This is a genomic window from Mesorhizobium sp. WSM3859, from assembly GCF_002295065.1.
In the GTDB taxonomy this organism is placed as follows: Bacteria; Pseudomonadota; Alphaproteobacteria; order Rhizobiales; family Rhizobiaceae; genus Mesorhizobium.
Genome location: NZ_NSGG01000004.1, coordinates 144,270 through 160,685, shown reverse-complemented (window position 1 = coordinate 160,685; position 16,416 = coordinate 144,270). Strand labels below are relative to the sequence as shown.

15 protein-coding genes are annotated in these 16,416 nt (G+C 64.9%); 12 read left to right on the top strand and 3 right to left on the bottom strand.

Annotated elements, in window-relative coordinates; all coding sequences use genetic code 11:
• The first annotated feature begins 56 nt into the window (after nucleotides 1-56).
• The 9 genes from CK230_RS10710 (at nucleotide 57) to CK230_RS10670 (ending at nucleotide 9,261) form a co-directional block, all read left to right on the top strand.
• On the top strand, nucleotides 57-1,310 hold the full coding sequence (locus CK230_RS10710) for a flagellar hook protein FlgE (protein WP_095817143.1): 1,254 nt from the start codon (nucleotides 57-59) through the stop codon (nucleotides 1,308-1,310).
• Nucleotides 1,311-1,340: 30 nt separating this feature from the next.
• On the top strand, nucleotides 1,341-2,792 hold the full coding sequence (gene flgK, locus CK230_RS10705) for a flagellar hook-associated protein FlgK (protein ID WP_095817142.1): 1,452 nt from the start codon (nucleotides 1,341-1,343) through the stop codon (nucleotides 2,790-2,792).
• A 3-nt stretch (nucleotides 2,793-2,795) separates the two neighbouring features.
• Nucleotides 2,796-3,845 carry a flagellar hook-associated family protein gene (locus tag CK230_RS10700; protein ID WP_095817141.1) on the top strand — a complete coding sequence of 350 codons (1,050 nt, stop codon included), beginning with the start codon at nucleotides 2,796-2,798 and terminating at the stop codon, nucleotides 3,843-3,845.
• Between the two features lie 31 nt (nucleotides 3,846-3,876).
• On the top strand, nucleotides 3,877-4,224 hold the full coding sequence (gene flaF, locus CK230_RS10695) for a flagellar biosynthesis regulator FlaF (protein ID WP_042640513.1): 348 nt from the start codon (nucleotides 3,877-3,879) through the stop codon (nucleotides 4,222-4,224).
• Entirely contained in the window at nucleotides 4,221-4,658 is a 438-nt protein-coding gene (gene flbT / locus CK230_RS10690; protein WP_095817140.1) for a flagellar biosynthesis repressor FlbT, read from the top strand. Before flaF ends, flbT begins: the two co-directional genes overlap by 4 nt.
• Before the next feature lies 1 nt (nucleotide 4,659).
• On the top strand, nucleotides 4,660-5,067 hold the full coding sequence (gene flgD, locus CK230_RS10685) for a flagellar hook assembly protein FlgD (RefSeq protein ID WP_095817139.1): 408 nt from the start codon (nucleotides 4,660-4,662) through the stop codon (nucleotides 5,065-5,067).
• Between the two features lie 125 nt (nucleotides 5,068-5,192).
• Nucleotides 5,193-5,459 (top strand): flagellar biosynthesis protein FliQ, encoded by a 267-nt coding sequence (fliQ, locus tag CK230_RS10680; protein WP_027165133.1) that lies wholly within the window; start codon nucleotides 5,193-5,195, stop codon nucleotides 5,457-5,459.
• A 142-nt stretch (nucleotides 5,460-5,601) separates the two neighbouring features.
• On the top strand, nucleotides 5,602-7,467 hold the full coding sequence (asnB, locus tag CK230_RS10675; protein ID WP_095817138.1) for an asparagine synthase (glutamine-hydrolyzing): 1,866 nt from the start codon (nucleotides 5,602-5,604) through the stop codon (nucleotides 7,465-7,467).
• Between the two features lie 150 nt (nucleotides 7,468-7,617).
• On the top strand, nucleotides 7,618-9,261 hold the full coding sequence (locus CK230_RS10670; RefSeq protein ID WP_095817137.1) for an MFS transporter: 1,644 nt from the start codon (nucleotides 7,618-7,620) through the stop codon (nucleotides 9,259-9,261).
• Between the two features lie 12 nt (nucleotides 9,262-9,273).
• On the opposite strand, the gene CK230_RS10665 is transcribed toward CK230_RS10670, so the two are convergent.
• The 3 genes from CK230_RS10665 to CK230_RS10655 all read right to left on the bottom strand — a co-directional run bounded on the left by CK230_RS10665 (nucleotide 9,274) and on the right by CK230_RS10655 (nucleotide 12,928).
• On the bottom strand, nucleotides 9,274-10,659 hold the full coding sequence (locus CK230_RS10665) for an FAD-binding oxidoreductase (RefSeq protein ID WP_095817136.1): 1,386 nt from the start codon (nucleotides 10,657-10,659) through the stop codon (nucleotides 9,274-9,276).
• A 50-nt stretch (nucleotides 10,660-10,709) separates the two neighbouring features.
• Nucleotides 10,710-12,491: a chloride channel protein gene (locus CK230_RS10660; protein WP_095817135.1), complete on the bottom strand. Its 1,782-nt coding sequence runs from the start codon at nucleotides 12,489-12,491 to the stop codon at nucleotides 10,710-10,712.
• Nucleotides 12,492-12,628: 137 nt separating this feature from the next.
• Nucleotides 12,629-12,928, bottom strand: a complete 300-nt coding sequence (locus CK230_RS10655; RefSeq protein WP_095817134.1) for a putative quinol monooxygenase — start codon at nucleotides 12,926-12,928, stop codon at nucleotides 12,629-12,631.
• 122 nt (nucleotides 12,929-13,050) lie between these two features.
• Here CK230_RS10655 and flhA point away from each other — a divergent pair, with 122 nt between their 5' ends.
• Genes flhA through CK230_RS10640 form a run of 3 tightly spaced genes read left to right on the top strand, consistent with a single transcriptional unit; the run spans nucleotide 13,051 to nucleotide 16,276 of the window.
• On the top strand, nucleotides 13,051-15,138 hold the full coding sequence (gene flhA / locus CK230_RS10650) for a flagellar biosynthesis protein FlhA (RefSeq protein WP_095817133.1): 2,088 nt from the start codon (nucleotides 13,051-13,053) through the stop codon (nucleotides 15,136-15,138).
• Complete coding sequence (fliR, locus tag CK230_RS10645) at nucleotides 15,135-15,887, top strand: flagellar biosynthetic protein FliR (protein ID WP_095817132.1); 753 nt, start codon at nucleotides 15,135-15,137, stop codon at nucleotides 15,885-15,887. The genes flhA and fliR overlap by 4 nt, the downstream gene beginning before the upstream one ends.
• Nucleotides 15,888-15,892: 5 nt before the next feature.
• Complete coding sequence (locus CK230_RS10640; protein WP_095817131.1) at nucleotides 15,893-16,276, top strand: hypothetical protein; 384 nt, start codon at nucleotides 15,893-15,895, stop codon at nucleotides 16,274-16,276.
• The last annotated feature ends 140 nt before the right edge of the window (nucleotides 16,277-16,416 follow it).

Genomic DNA, 16,416 nt, shown 5'->3' with positions numbered 1-16,416 from the left:
CAAGACACGAGGCATAGTTTTATGGCCTCCTACCCAGGCACTGCGGAGATCCATCGATGAGCCTCTACGGAATGATGCGGACCGGCGTTTCCGGTATGAACGCGCAGGCCAACCGCTTGTCCACGGTGGCCGACAACATCGCCAACTCCGATACCACCGGCTACAAGCGCTCTTCAGCCGAGTTCTCGTCACTGATCATGCCCGGCACCGGCGGCGCCTATAATTCCGGCGGCGTGACGACGACGATCCGCTCCGCCGTCAGCACCCAGGGTGTCATGACCTACACCACTTCGGTGTCCGACCTCGCCGTGAACGGCGACGGCTTCTTCGTCGTGCAGGACGCCGGCGGCACGCCCTATCTGACCCGCGCCGGCTCCTTCGTCCCGGATGCGCAAGGCCGGCTGGTCAATGCCGCGGGCTACCAGCTCATGGCTTACGATTACGCCAATGGCGATCCGGCCGCGACCGCCAACGGCTTCGAAGGCCTCGTGCCGGTGCAGATCTCCGACCAGGAAATGACGGCGGCGCCAAGCACGGAAGGCATCTTCAGCGGCAACCTGCCCGCGGGCGCCACGCCGCCCGCAGGCCCGCTGCCTTCCTCCAACAGCGCGACCGCCGAATACACCTCGAAAACCTCGCTGGTCGCCTACGACAATCTCGGCAACAAGAAGCTGCTCGACGTCTACTTCACCAACACCGGCGCCGGCACATGGCAGGTCGCGGTCTTCGACCAGTCGAAGGCGACGCCGGGCACCTCGTTCCCGTATACGGGCGGCGCGCTGGGCACGGCCAACCTCACCTTCGACACCACCACCGGCAAGCTGACCGGCGCAACCACGGGCGTCTCCTTCACCGTTCCGGGCGGCCAGAGCCTCAACCTCGATCTCTCCAAGCTGACCCAGCTCGGCACCGGCTTCACCGTCGCCGACGCCAAGGTCAACGGCAACGCGCCGAGCTCCATCCAAAAGGTCCAGATCGGCCAGGACGGCATCATCTACGCGCAGTTCGCCGACGGCTCGACCAAGGCGCTTTACAAGATCCCGCTGGCCGACGTTCAGAGCCCCGACAACCTCACCGCCATGCCCGGCAACGTCTATGTGGAGAGCACCGATTCCGGCGCGGTCCATATCGGCTTTGCCAATGAGGGCAAGCTCGGCTCCATCGTCTCCGGCGCGCTTGAAAATTCCAACGTCGATATCGCCGAGGAACTGACCAACATGATTGCGGCGCAGCGCAGCTACACCGCCAATTCCAAGGTCTTCCAGACCGGCTCGGACCTGATGGACGTCCTCGTCAACCTGAAGAGATAAACGACGGGCGCCGCCCCGTGAAAGATCAGCATGTCGCTTTCCTCCGCACTTAGCATTGCCCAGTCGGCGCTTCTGGCCACGTCCAAGCAGACCAGCGTCGTATCGCGCAATGTGGCCGATGCGTCGAACCCGGACTACACCCGTCGCATCGCCGTGGTGACCAGCACGGCGCCCGGCGCCAGGGCGGTGGAAATCCAGCGTACCGCGAATGACCTTCTGTTCCGCCAGAACCTTTCGGCGCTGTCGGCATGGAGCGGCCAGAGCGCGCTTTACGACGGCATGGACCAGCTCGATCTGTCGGTCAACGGGGTCGACAATGCGTCGTCACCCTCGACGGCAATCGCCAACCTGCAGAAAGCCCTGCAGCTCTACGCCACCACGCCGTCGAACCAGAACCTCGGCACCACCGTCGTCGACGCCGCCAAGCAAGTGGTGAATTCACTCAACAGCGGCACCCAGGCGATCCAGGATTTCCGCACCCAGGCGGACAGCCAGATCGCCACGGCCGTCAACGATCTCAACTCCCTGCTCAGCCAGTTCCAGGACGCCAACAAGGCGGTCATTTCGGGCACCCGTTCCGGCACCGACGTGTCCGACGCGCTCGACCAGCGCGACGCGCTTTTGAAGAAGATTTCGGAATATGTCCCGATCTCGACCTTCACGCGCGGCGACAACGACATGGTCATCACCACCGGGGACGGCACGACGCTGTTCGAGACCGTGCCGCGTTCGGTGACCTTCACGCCATCGTCCGGCTATTCGGCCGGCACGCCCGGCAACACGGTCTACATCGACAACGTGCCGGTTTCCGCCGGCACCGGCGACAACACCACCGCCGACGGCAAGCTTGCGGGCCTGTTGAAGCTGCGCGACGGCGTCGCCTCGACCATGCAAAGCCAGCTCGACGAAATCGCGCGCGGCCTGATCACGGCATTTGCCGAGACCGCGCCGTCGCAACCCGATGCCACCGGCCTGTTCACATGGTCGGGCGCCCAGGCAATTCCGGCAGCCGGCACCCTGGTCGATGGCCTCGCCGGCTCGATCAGCATCAACGCCGCCTTCGATCCGAGCGCCGGCGGCAACCCCGCGCTGTTGCGCGACGGCGGCGCCAACGGCGCGGCCTATGTCGTCAACACCGGCGGCGCATCCTATGCGGACCTTTTGATCAGCTACGGCAACAAGCTTGATCAGCCGATGGCCTTCGATACTTCCACCGGCATCACCGTCAGCTCCGGCGTCTCCGATTACGCGGCCAACGCCATCGGCTGGTTCGAAGGGGTGCGCCAGCAGGCCTCGACCAATGCCGACAGCAAACAGGCGCTGGCCGCACGCACGGCCGAGGCGCTGTCCAACGACACCGGGGTCAATGTCGACCAGGAAATGTCCCTGCTTCTCGACCTCGAGCACACCTATCAGGCATCGGCCCACATGATGAAGACGGTAGGCGACATGCTGGATTCCCTGTTGGCCGCGGTGGGATAATTCATGAAAGCGACAGGCGTTTCCTCAGCTGCCATATCCAACGCGCTGCGCTACCAGCAGGCGAAGATGCAGGCCGACCTCATCAAAGCGACGAAGGAATCACAGACCGGCACCGTCGCCGATATCGGCCTGGCGCTCGGCAGCCGCACGACCCAGGCCGTCACCTTCCAGCGCGATCTCGACCGGCTGAACGGTATCGTCGATTCCAACGCGCTCGTCACCGCGCGCCTGAAATCGACTCAGGATTCGCTCGGCCAGATCGCCAACAGCGCGCAGAGTTTCCTGTCGGCGCTGACCAGCGGCGTCTCGGGCGACTCTTCGACCGGCATCCTGCGGACCGCCGGCGCCTCGGCGCTGCAGCAGATGACCGGCATCCTGAACACCAGCGTCAACGGCGAATATCTGTTTGCCGGCACCAACACCGACGTCAAGCCGATCGACGATTTCAACGCCGCCGGCTCGCCGGCCAAGGCCGCGTTCGACGCCGCTTTCACCAGCTATTTCGGCTTCGCTCAGACCAATCCGGCTGCGGCCAACATCACCGCCGCGCAGATGGACAACTTCATCACCACGCAGGTCGAGCCGCAATTCCTGGGCTCCGGCTGGCAGGCCAACTGGTCGAGCGCCACCGACGAGCAGATCACCAGCCGCATTTCGCTCAACGAGACCACCCAGACCTCGGTCAGCGCCAACGACCAAGGCATCCGCAAGCTCGCCATGGCGGCCGCCATGGTCAGCAGCCTGATGACGGGCAGCATCAGCGAGGCCGCGCAGAACGCGGTCGTCAGCCGCGCCCAGGCGCTGGTCGGCGAAGCCATCGGCGGCATCACCCAGATACGAGCCGAAACGGGTATTGCGCAGCAGCGGGTGTCCGATGCCAGCGACCGCATGAAGACCCAGGTCGACCTCTTCGAGAAGCATATCCTTGATCTCGAAGGCGTCGATCCCGCGGAAGCGGCGAACCGCGTGGCCGACCTGACACAGCATATCGAGACGTCCTTTGCCTTGACCGCGCGTCTGCAGCAGCTCAGCCTGCTCAACTATCTAACTTGAACATATAAACCGGAACGCCAGAGCGCCGACGATGTATCAATTCTCCTACGCCGACATCCAGACCGACTCCGTCGCCGATGCCAAGGACCGGGAGCGGCAGCTGCTCACGCGCTCGATCGACATGCTGGCGGCGGCGGCCGCGGTCGGCACCGACTCCATGGAGGCGGTCGAGGCGCTGCATTTCACCAACCGCATCTGGACCACTTTCGTCGAGGATCTCGGCTCCAGCGACAACGCGCTCCCCAAGGAGCTGCGCGCCAACCTGATCTCCATCGGCCTGTGGCTGCTGCGCGAGACCGAGGACATCCGCCAGGGCCGCACCAACAATTTCGAAGGATTGATCGAGGTCTCCCAGATCATCCGAGACGGCATCCAATGACCAACACGCTGAAGATCTCGCTGAAGCCCAACGAGAAGATCTATGTCAATGGCGCGGTCATCCGCGTCGATCGCAAGGTCACCATCGAACTGATGAACGATGTGCAGTTCCTGCTCGAAAGCCATGTCATCCAGGCCGACCAGGCCTCGACGCCGCTCAGGCAGCTTTATTTCATCGTGCAGATCATGCTGATCAATCCGGCGGGCGCCGCGGAAGCGCGCGACATGTTCCGCCGCTCGCTGCCGATGCTGATCGCGAGCTTCGAAAACCAGGACATCTGCAACCGCCTGAAGCAGATCGACCGGATGGTTGGCGAGGACGAGATCTACGAGGCGCTGAAGGCGATCCGCGCGCTCTATCCGCTCGAGCGCAAGGCGCTCGAAGGCAATGACGACATTCCCGAAACGCCCCGCGCACTGGCTGTAGGAGCATAAGATGGCCGTCGACATGACGACAACGATCCCGGTTGGCGCCAACCAGGCCAGCCAGAAGACCTCGAAGACGGCGGTGGACTACCAGTCGTTCCTGAAGCTCTTGATCGCCGAGATGAAGAACCAGGATCCGACCAAACCGATGGATTCGACGCAATACGTCGCACAGCTCGCCACCTTTTCCCAGGTCGAGCAGTCGGTGCAGACCAACACCAAGCTCGACCAGATCATGCAATCCTCGGCGCTCTCGCAGGCCGACGCGCTGATCGGCCGCTCGATCACCTCGGCCGACGGCAAGACCACCGGGACGGTTGCCTCGGTGACGCTCTCCAGCAACGGCCTGATCGCCGTGCTGCAGGATGGCACCAAGGTCCCGGTCGGCGCCGGCGTCTCGATCAAGCCGGCCAGCTAAAGCATGTCTCCCGAAAGTGGGAACCGGTTTCGGGAAGACATGCGTAAAACCAAAGACCTAAAGCGCATGGAGCGAATCCGAAGGATCGCGACGCGCTTTAGTCTGACCGCTGGGGATGTGCCGGCATGAATGAGGCCGATGCCCTCGATATCGTCCAGTACGCGGTGTGGACGGTTCTCACTGCCTCAGCCCCCGTGGTGCTGGTGGCGATGGCGGTCGGCATCGGCATCGCGCTCATCCAGGCGCTGACCCAGATCCAGGAAATCACGCTGACCTTCGTGCCAAAGATCGTCGCCATCATGCTCGTGGTGGCGCTGACCGGCCCGTTCATCGGCAGCCAGATCTCGGCCTTCACCAACGTCATTTTCGAACGCATCGAGCACGGCTTCTGACGCGAAGCGTTAAGCGAGCGTCAGGCGGCTGTCTGCAGGCCGTAAGATCGCTTGCGGCGACTTTTGTTGCAGCTAGATTGCAAGTCGTTGTCTCACGCGATTTTCAGGAAGCGATGCATCAGGCAAATACGGCCGGCGGGCCATGTGCGGAATAGCTGGCGTCTGGCGAAAGCGCAATCCGATCGGCAGCGGCGATCTTTCCGATGTGGCCCGCATGATGCGGGCATTGGCGCATCGCGGTCCCGACGATCACGGCAACTGGAACAACGCCCGCCTGGCGCTCGGCCACCGCCGGCTGGCCATCATCGACCCATCGCCCGCCGCGCGCGAGCCGATGCTGACCACCTCCGGCGAGGGCGTGCTATGCTACAATGGCGAGGTCTACAATTTTCGCGCGTTGCGCAAGACGCTGGAGGCGGAAGGCCTGACGTTCCGCACGGTGTCCGACACCGAGGTGGTGCTTCAGGCCTTGCATCACTGGGGTCCGCAAAAGGCGGCGCCGTTGTTCGACGGCATGTTCTCCTTCGCCTATTTCGACGCCCGCGATGGCGCCTTGTGGCTTGCCAGGGACAGGCTCGGCATCAAGCCGTTGTCGGTCGCTGAAACCGGCGACCGCTTGCTGTTTGCCTCCGAGGACAAGGCGATCCTCGCCTGTAGTAGTTTTGCGCGCCGGATCGACACGCGCGAGCTGACATTGCGGCTGGCCTGGCAGAGCCGCGATTCGAGCTACAGCGTCTTCGACGGCATCGAGCGGCTGCCGCCCGCCGGCATGTGGCGGATCACCGGGGATGGCATCGAGAAGCGCCGCTTCTGGCATGTCCTCGATGTGATCGAGCCCACGCGCATCGCCGGCGACAAGACATCCGACGCCGAACATATGGCGACGCTTCAAACGTTGCTGGAGGAAAGTGTCGAGCTGCACTGCATCGCCGATGCCAGCCTTGCCACCGCCTGCAGCGGCGGCGTCGATTCCGGCCTGATCACCGCGCTCGCCAAGCGCTTCAGGCCGGAGCTGCACGGTTACGTCGTCGACCAGAAACTCGGCCGCAGCGAGGCGTCCGACGCCGAGCGGATCGGCCGCCATGTCGGTGTCGGCCTGCGCAGGGTGCCTTTGGACAGGGACCGGTTCTTCGAACTCTGGCCGCGCGCGGTCTGGCATCTCGAAACGGACGGCTGGCATGCCAGCCACGCGGCGCTGCTGGCGCTGGCCGAGCAATGCCGCGCCGACGGCGTCAAGGTGCTGCTCACCGGCGAAGGCTCCGACGAGCTTTTCGGCGGTTACAAATGGCAGGCGTCGACGATGCGGCTCTGGCGCCAATCCTGGCTGCAGCGCCTGTTCCGCTCGAAGGCCAGGCGGGAGCGCAAATTCGCCGAACTGCGCCGCACCCCGTTCCGCAACTCGATCGGTCGTGGCTCGCCCTCCGATCGCACCATGGCGCTCAGGGCCCTGTCGCCCGAGTTGAACTTCCTGCAGATAAAGCTGTTCGACAGGCTGGAAGGTGTCGAGCCGCTCGATGATCGCGCCTTGCTCGCAAGTTGCCTCTACGACCTCTACTCGCATCTGCAGGACCTGCTGCACAGGCACGACCGGCTGAGCATGGCGGCTTCCGTCGAGCTCAGGGTGCCGTTCCTCGAGAACCGGCTGATCGACTTCGCCCTTCATCTGCCGCGCAGGCAGAAATACCGCGACGGCACGGGCAAATGGCTGCTCAAAAAGGTCGCTGAAAACCATCTGCCGCGCGAGAACATCCGTGCCGCGAAGAACGGCTTCGAGATGGCCGAAGCTTTTTCGGCCGGTACGCAAGGGCTGCTGCGCGGCGGCCTGCTGCGCGATGCGATGAAATGGTCTTCTTCCGAGGTGGAAGACCTCATCGACATGGCAAGGGACCAGGAAACGTCGCGCTTGCGTCTCGTCGGCATGGAAATGCTGCTCAGGCTTTACGTGAATGGTGAGACCACAGGCGACCTGACCGAGGCCCTGCACGCTGAGACGAGAGGCAAGAAATAGCCTGGGTTGGTCCAGACCGGCGAGATGCTTGGCTTAATGCTTCGCCGACGCATTTTCGCCTTTGCCATCCTGTTGTTGGGTCGCACTCTTTGACGAGTCGCCCGTCCCTCTTCGGGTGCGGCAAGCCTTGTATAGGACGAAGGCCCAACCATGATCGACGACGAGCCGGAAAGCGAACGCGTCTCCGCTCTGGCGCCGTTCCAGCACGGCATCTTCCGAGCCGTCTGGGCGGCCAGCCTGGTGTCGAATTTCGGCGGCCTGATCCAGGGCGTCGGCGCCGCCTGGATGATGACCACGATCGCCACCTCGTCCTACCAGGTGGCGCTGGTCCAGGCCTCGACGACCTTGCCGATCATGCTGTTCGCGCTCGTCGCCGGCGCCATCGCCGACAGCTTCAACCGCCGCAAGGTGATGCTGGTGGCGCAGACCTTCATGCTGGTCGTCTCGGCGCTGCTGACCTTGTTCACCTGGCAAGGCTGGATGACGCCCTGGACGCTGCTGGCCTTCACCTTCCTGATCGACAGCGGCACGGCGCTGAACAGCCCGTCATGGCAGGCGTCGGTCGGCGACATGGTGCCCCGCGCCAAGGTGCCGGCGGCGGTCGCGCTTAATTCGCTGGGCTTCAACATCACCCGCAGCGTCGGCCCGGCCATCGGTGGCGTCATCGTCGCCGCCGCGGGTGCTGCCGCCGCCTTTGCCGCCAACGCCATCAGCTATATCGGCCTCATCATCGTGCTTGCCCGCTGGAAGCCGGCGCTGCCCGAGCAGACCCTGCCGCGCGAGTCGCTCGGCGCGGCGATGGGCGCCGGCCTCCGCTATGTCGCCATGTCGCCCAACATCGCCAAGGTGCTGGTGCGCGGCTCGGCCTTCGGCTTCAGCGCCGGCGCGGTGCTGGCGCTGCTACCGCTGGTGGCGCGGGACGTCGTCAGGGGCGACGCGCTGACCTATGGCATCATGCTCGGCGCCTTCGGCATCGGCGCGGTCGGCGGCGCGCTGATCAGCGTGCGATTGCGGCAGTTGCTGTCGAGCGAGGCGATGGTGCGCATGGCCTTTTGTGGCTTCGCGGTCTGTGCCTTCAACGCCGCCGTCAGCCACAATGGCTGGCAGACGTCGGCGGGCCTGCTCATCGGCGGCGCCTGCTGGGTGATCGCGCTTTCGCATTTCAACGTCACGGTGCAGATGTCCACGCCGCGCTGGGTGGTCGGCCGCGTGCTGTCGATCTACCAGACGGCGACCTTCGGCGGCATCGCGCTGGGCAGCTGGATCTGGGGCGTCGTCGCCGACGCGCATGGCGCTGAGACCGCGCTGATCGCGGCGGCGGTCGCCATGCTTGCCGGCGCGGCGATCGGTTTTGTCCTGCCGTTGCCGAAGCAGACGGTCCTCAACCTCGATCCGCTCAACCGCTTCAAGGAGCCGATGCTTTCGCTCGACCTCAAGCCGCGCAGCGGCCCGATCGCCATCATGATCGAGTACATCATTCTCGAGGACGACGTGCCGGAATTCCTGGCGACCATGGCAGAGCGCGGCCGCATCCGCCGCCGCGACGGCGCCCGCAACTGGACGCTCGCGCGGGATCTCGAAAATCCGTCGGTGTGGATCGAGCACTACCACACGCCGACCTGGGTCGAGTATATCCGCCACAACCGCCGCGCCACCCACGCCGACGCCGTGGTCGGCGAACGCATCCGCGCGCTGCACAGCGGCGAGAACCCGCCGCGCGTGCGCCGCATGATCGAGCGCCCGACCACCGCGGGCACGACGCTCGTCTCACCCAAAGGCCCGATCGATCACTGATCTTCTGGCCGATCAGTGGCCGGTGATACTGTCGGCCAGGGCGGCAAGCTTCGAGGTGTGCGCGAGCCCCGCAGCCTCGCGTTGATCGGCGATGCGGTAGAGCTGGTACATCGAATGCACGCCCAGCCAGCGGAGGGGCTCCGGCTCCCACGGCCGCACCTTGCGGTTGACCCAGGGCAGTCGCGTCAGCTCGGTATCCTGGCCGAGCACAAGATCAGTCAGCGTGCGGCCTGACAGGTTGGAGCTCGACACGCCGAGCCCGACATAGCCGCCAGCCCAGCCGATGCGCGTCGCCGGGTCGAGCCCCACCGTCGTGCACCAGTCGCGCGGCACGCCGAGCACGCCGCACCAGGCATGGTCGATGCGGCATCCCGCCGTCTGCGGCAACAGCGTGGTCAGGATCGTGTGCAGTTGGTCGATCGTCGCCTGTTGCGTCTGGCCGTTGACGTCGGTGCGCGAGCCGTAGCGGTAGGGCACGCCGCGCCCGCCCATGGTGATACGCCCCTCGCGTGTGCGCTGGGCATAGCAATAGGCATGCGCGGCATTGCCGAGCAGCTCGTGCCCCTCCCAGCCGATCTTGCGCCAAAGCTCTTCCGGCAGCGGTTCGGTGACGATCTGCGCGCTGTTGAGCGCCAGCCAGGTCCGCTCCTCGCCCGGGATGCCGGCGGTGAACCCTTCCGTGGCGCGAATGATGGTTTCGGCACGCACCGTGCCGCGATCGGTAGTGACCTTGCCCCGAGCGATCGCCGTCACCGTCGTCTTCTCGTAGATCGAAACGCCGAGACGCTCGACCGCCTCTGCCAGCCCGCGCACCAGCTTGGCCGGCTGCACGCGCGCCTGGCCGCGGATGACGAAGCCGCCCATGACATTGCGGATGTTGATGCGCGCCCGTGTCGCCTCGGCGTCAAGCAGTTCGATCCGTTCGGGATCGGCATCCCAGGAGCGGGTCGTCTCGCATTCCTCGCGCACGCGCTCCAGCTGCGCCGGATTGGTGGCGACCGTCAGATTGTCGACGCGGCGGATGTCAGCATCGATGCCCTCTTCGGTCGCCACCCGGATCACCTCGTCGACGCAGCCGGCCATCGCCTTCTGCATGGCGGTGACGCCTTGCTGGGTTGAGGTCCTCAGATATTTCTCGCGCGACCAGCCGAAGCCGCCCGACAGCCAGCCGCCATTGCGCCCCGATGCGCCGAAGCCGGCGAACTCGCGTTCGATCAGCACGATGCGCAGCGAGGGCTTGGCCTTCTTCAGATAGTAGGCCGTCCACAGGCCGGTATAACCGGCGCCGACGATCGCGACATCCGTCTCGATGTCGCCCGGCAAAGGCGGACGCGGCGCGGGGATATGGCCCAGATCCGCATACCAGAACGAGATGTCGCCGTTGCGCTTGACTTGCATGGGATGATTTCCAGGGAGTGACGTCTTATTGGCCGGGCTGTCGATAGTGGTCAACCTTCGCCTGACAGGTCGCGCCGCGCCTTGTCGAGCTCCTCGGCGTAGCGGCGCATCAGATGGCTTTCGGTGAGCAGCCCGAGCACGATGCGCTCATCAAAATCCTCGACCACCGCCAGTTCTTCGGCGCCGGTGCGCTGGAACGTCTCGGCCGCGGTCTGAACGTTCATCGAGGGCACCAGCACCGCATCCTTGAACCGGGCCAGCGCGCTCACCGGCGTATCGTCGTTGGAGCGATCGCTGTGCAGTTCCGGCACCAGCAGCATGCCGACATATTGGTCGGCCTGCTCGACGGCGATGACGCGCTGGGCGGAGCCGAGCGGGATCTCCTTGCGGAATTCGGCAAGCGTCGTCGAAGCGGGAATGGTGCGGACGTCCTTGCGCATCATCGAGCCGACGGTGAGGCTGCGCATCCAGCCGACGTCATGCGCGCTGCGGATCGTCTCGCCGCGCAGATGGAAGCGCCAGGTCGAGAAGGAGTAGCCGAAGGTTTCGCGCACCAGGATCGCCGACATGATCGAGGCCGCCAGCACCACGCCGGTCAGCGTCAGGTCGCGGGTCGATTCCAGCGCCAGGAACGTCATGGTGAGCGGACCGCCGACGACGCCGACCGCAAGCGAGGTCATGCCGACGACGGCGGCGACCGCCGGGTCGATGCCGGCCGACGGCGCGGTCAGCGCCATGACGCCGGCAAAGACCTTGCCGAGCAGCGCGCCCAGGAACAGCGAGGCGAAGAAAAGGCCGCCGCGGAAGCCGGAGCCGAGCGAGATGGCCGAGGCCGCCAGCTTCATTACGAAAACGCTCGCCACCACCGGAAGCGCGTAGTTCATCGCGAACTCGCGGTGCAGCGCGCCGTGCCCGCTGGAGAGCACTTGCGGCGTGACCAGCCCGAGCAGGCCGACGAAGATGCCGCCGATGAAGGGCCTGACCGAGGCGTCGATCGACAACCGCACGAAGATGCTCTCGACGATGCTCACCAGATGCATGATCGCGATCGAGGCCGCGCCGCCGAGCAGGCCCAGCAGCAGGAACGGCACATACTCGCCGGCGGTCAAATTCGGCAGGCCCGAGAGTTCCAGCGGAAACGGCACGCCGCCGAACATTTCCGCCGTTAGCGAGGCTGAGATCGCCGCCGCCATCACCGGCGCCACATTGGCGACGGAGTAGATGCCGATGATCAGCTCGAAACCGTAGAAGGCGCCGGTCAGCGGCGCGTCAAAAGCGGCGGCGATCGCGCCGGCTGCCCCACAGCCGACCAGGATGCGCACGTCGTTGCGGCGCAGCCGGAAGGCTCGCGCCAGCCGGGAAGCGATGCCGGAGCCGACCTGCGTGTAGCCGGCCTCCAATCCGACCGAGGCGCCGAAGCCCGAGGAAATCATCGTCTGCGCCACGATGATGAAGGTGTCGGTCAGCGACATGCGCCCGCCATAGAGCGCGTTGGCCTCGATCGGGTCGACAGGCGTGCGGAATTTGTACCGTCTGAGCCAGATCACCGAAAGCCCGAGCAAAAGACCGCCGATGGCGGGGAACATTGCCTGCACCGGATCGGCGAGCGAGAACATCGCCGACAGCCGGCCGCCCGGCTGCACATCGAACAGCAGATAATGCATGCCTTGCACCAGCGCGCTCATGCCGGTGACCAGCGCGCCCGCGATGACGCCGACCATGCCGGCCATCAGCACGATCACGATGCCGCGCGCCTCGAGCACGGGGATCGAGCTGATCAGCACCGCGCGAAGCCGGCGGGCGTAGACTCGTGGATCGTTTCTGGCAGGCAAGTGAACGGCTCGCCGGTATGCGGGAGAAAACAGCTGCCATGGGTGATACGCGCGGCAACTATGCGTGGCAACCGCAATGCCGACCGCTTGTGGCGCCAATTTGACGGTGCGTGAATTAGCTTACGTGCCTCGCAGGATCAGGTCGGCGCGCCGCCGTCTGTCTCGTAGAGTGTAAGCTTGCGGTCGCCGATGCCGAGCTCCGCCCAGCTCGCGCGCCATTCGGTGATATGCGCGGACTTGAAATGCGCTTCGAGCGCGGCGCGGTCGCTCCAGGCTTCCGAAACATGGATGAGCCCGGCGTCCAGCACATCCTGCGCATAGGAATAGTGAAGGCAGCCCGGTTCGGCGCGGCTTGCCAGGATCATTCGCTGCATCGCCGGCTTTGCCTGTTCGAACCTTTCGGCCGGCAGCCGAACCGTGCCGGTGATCAGAAGCATTTGCCATCCTTTCGCAAGACCGTGGCAAGGTCCCGTAGCCACTCTCCCACCTTCGCGCAAGCTTGGAGGGTTACGGTCGAGGGCCTGCCTTGTGCGTGGCGGGTCTTGATTTGGGGACGACATTGGCGATCAGCGAAACACTCCCGTCCGGCCTGGTGGCGAAGAACGGCCGCGACGTGTTCTTCGCGCTCGGCATCGTGATCATCCTGGCGGTGTTGTTCCTGCCGATCCCCGCCTTCCTCATCGATATCGGCCTGGCCTTCTCGATCGCGCTTTCGGTGCTGATCCTGATGGTGGCGCTGTGGATCCAGCGCCCGCTCGATTTCTCATCCTTCCCGACCGTGCTGCTGATCGCCACGATGCTGAGGCTGTCGCTCAACATCGCCACCACGCGCATGATCCTGTCCCACGGCAATGAGGGCACGCATGCCGCTGGCTATGTTATTTCGGGCTTCTCGAAGCTGGTGATGTCGAGCGATTTCGTCATCGGCCTCATTGTCTTCATGATCCTGATCGTGGTGAACTTCATCGTCATCACCAAGGGCGCCACCCGCATCGCCGAAGTCGGCGCGCGCTTCACCCTCGATGCCATCCCCGGCAAGCAGATGTCGATCGATGCCGACCTCTCCGCCGGCATGATCGACGACAAGACGGCGCAGCTGCGCCGCCGCGAGCTGGAGGAGGAATCCTCCTTCTTCGGCTCGATGGACGGCGCCTCGAAATTCGTGCGCGGCGACGCCATCGCCGGCCTCATCATCACCGCCATCAACATCGTCGGCGGCATCGCCATCGGCTATCTGCGCCACGGCATGGGCCTCGGCCAGGCGGCCGACGTCTTCATCAAGCTATCGGTCGGCGACGGCCTGGTCACCCAGATCCCGGCCCTCATCGTTTCGCTCGCCGCCGGCATGCTCGTCTCCAAGGGCGGCACGCGCGGCTCGGCCAACCAGGCGGTGTTCGGCCAGCTCGGCGCGCATCCGCGCGCCCTCTATGTCGCGGCCTCGCTGCTGGTCATCCTCGGCCTGATGCCCGGCCTGCCGCTGTTCCCCTTCTTCGCGCTCGCCGGCGGCATGGCCGGCCTCGGCTACATCATCCCGCTGCGCCAGCACCGCGCGCTTGCCGCCGCCGAAGCCCTGAAGACGCAGGAGAAGGCGAACAAGGTCGAAGAGGAGAAGAACTCGGTCAAGGCCTCGCTGGTCACCGCCGAGATCGAGCTTTTGATCGGCAAGCAGCTTTCGACAAGGCTGATGGTGGCGCATCAAGAGCTGGTGTTCCGCATGTCGAAGATGCGCAAGAAATTCGCCCAGCAATACGGCTTCGTCGTTCCGGAAGTGCGTGTCGCCGACGACTTCGCCATCCCGCCCAAGAGCTACCAGATCAAGGTGCACGGCACGGTCGTCGCCGAATATCAGATGCGCGTCGGCGAGATCATGGTGCTGCTCGGCACGCGCGGCGTGCCGGAAATCCCCGGCGAGGAGATCCGCGAGCCGGCCTTCGGGATGCGCGCCTATTCCGTGCTGGAAACCTTCGCCGAGGACCTGAGGCGCGAGAACTTCACCTTCGCCGACAACATGTCGGTGCTGCTCACGCATCTTTCCGAAGTGATCCGCAACAACCTGCCGCAGCTTCTGTCCTACAAGGACATGAAGGCGCTGCTTGAGCGGCTCGATCCGGAATACCGCAAGCTCGCCGACGAGATCTGCACCTCGCATATCTCCTATCCCGGCTTGCAGGCGGTGCTGAAGCTGCTGCTCGCCGAGCGCGTTTCGATCCGCAACCTGCATCTGATCATCGAGGCCATCGCGGAGATCGCGCCCCATGTGCGCCGCACCGAGCAGATTGTCGAGCATGTGCGCATCCGCATGGCGCAGCAGATCTGCGGCGACCTCTCCGAAGGCGGCATGCTCAAGGTGCTGCGCCTCGGCAACCGCTGGGATCTTGCCTTCCACCAGAGCCTCAAGCGCGACGCCAAGGGCGAGGTGCGCGAGTTCGACATCGATCCGCGCCAGCTCGAGGAGTTCGGCCAGGACGCCACCAAGGCGATCCGCAAGCATCTCGAGGCCGGCGAGCGCTTCGTGCTCGTCACCGCGCCCGACGCGCGCCCCTATGTGCGCATGATCATCGAGCGGCTGTTCACCACGCTGCCGGTGCTGAGCCATGTCGAGATCGCCAAGGGCGTCGAGATCAAGGTGCTCGGAACGATCTCGTGAACGCGCTCTCGCAAGGCGTCGTCATCGCCGCCTTCCTCGCCTTCTGCCGCATCGGCGCCTGCTTCATGCTGATGCCCGGCCTGTCCAGCGCCCGCGTGCCGCTGCAGATCAGGCTGTTCGTCTCGGTGGCCGCGACGGGCGGCCTGCTCGCCTTCCTGTGGGATCGTATCTACCCGTTCGTCGATCCGCGCCCGCAGATCCTGGCGCCGATGATCGTCTCCGAGCTTCTGGTCGGCGGGCTGATCGGCGCCATGACTAGGCTCTATATGGAAGCGCTGCGTTTCATGGGCTCGGCCATCGCCACGCTGATCGGCTATGGCGGCTCGGGCGGACCGGCGATCGAGGAGCCGGAGCCGCAGGCGGCGCTTGCCGCCATCATCTCGTTCTCGGCGCTGCTTCTGCTGTTCGTCTTCGACTTCGACCACGAGATCGTCAAGGCGCTCGTCGCCTCCTACCAGGTCGCGCCGGTCAATGTGTTCTTCAACCCGCAAGCGGCGCTGGTCGACGTAACCGACACAGTGTCGGACGCCTTCTTCCTGGTCATTCGCCTCGGCAGCCCTTTCGTCGCCTATGCCATCCTGGTCAATCTGACGATCGGCTTCGTGAACAAGCTGACCCCGCAGATCCCGGTCTATTTCATCTCGCTGCCCTTCGTCATCGCCGGCGGTATGATCATCTTCTACTTCGCCGTCGGCACGCTGCTGTCGCTGTTCGTCGACGGCTTCGTCGACCTCACGCTGGCGAGGTAGGGGCCATGACCACGCGAAAAGACCGTCTGAAGAAACTGGTCAAGGTGCAGGAGCAGTTGAGGGCGCTGCACGAAACCCGCCATGCCGGCTTCCTCGCCGCCGCCGTGAAGGCGGAAGCCGAGGCCAAGGACCTGATCGAGCGTTTCGACACCGACAAATCGCTCGCCGGCCTCTTTCCTGCGCTCTACCACAAGCGCATCACCGACGCGCTCGGCCGCCAGAAACAGAACCTGGAAGATGCCAAGCAGGAAGCCGCGCTGATCGCCATCGCGACGGCGCGCACCAACATGGTCGAGCGCGCCTACAAGGACGTGCGCCGCCGCGACGAGCGCGAGCGCTCCGACCGCGAGCGGCTCGACCTCATCACGCAGAAGCGGGCCGAGGAGTAGCTCAGACCACCCATGGGGCCTGTCGTCCGAGGCGTATGATCAGCTCATCAAGGTGATCGCAACCGTATCGCCGACCTTATTGTGCCCTTAGCCATCCCATTGAGTCTGGCGCGGACTGCGGGTTCGTCAAGCGACTGCTA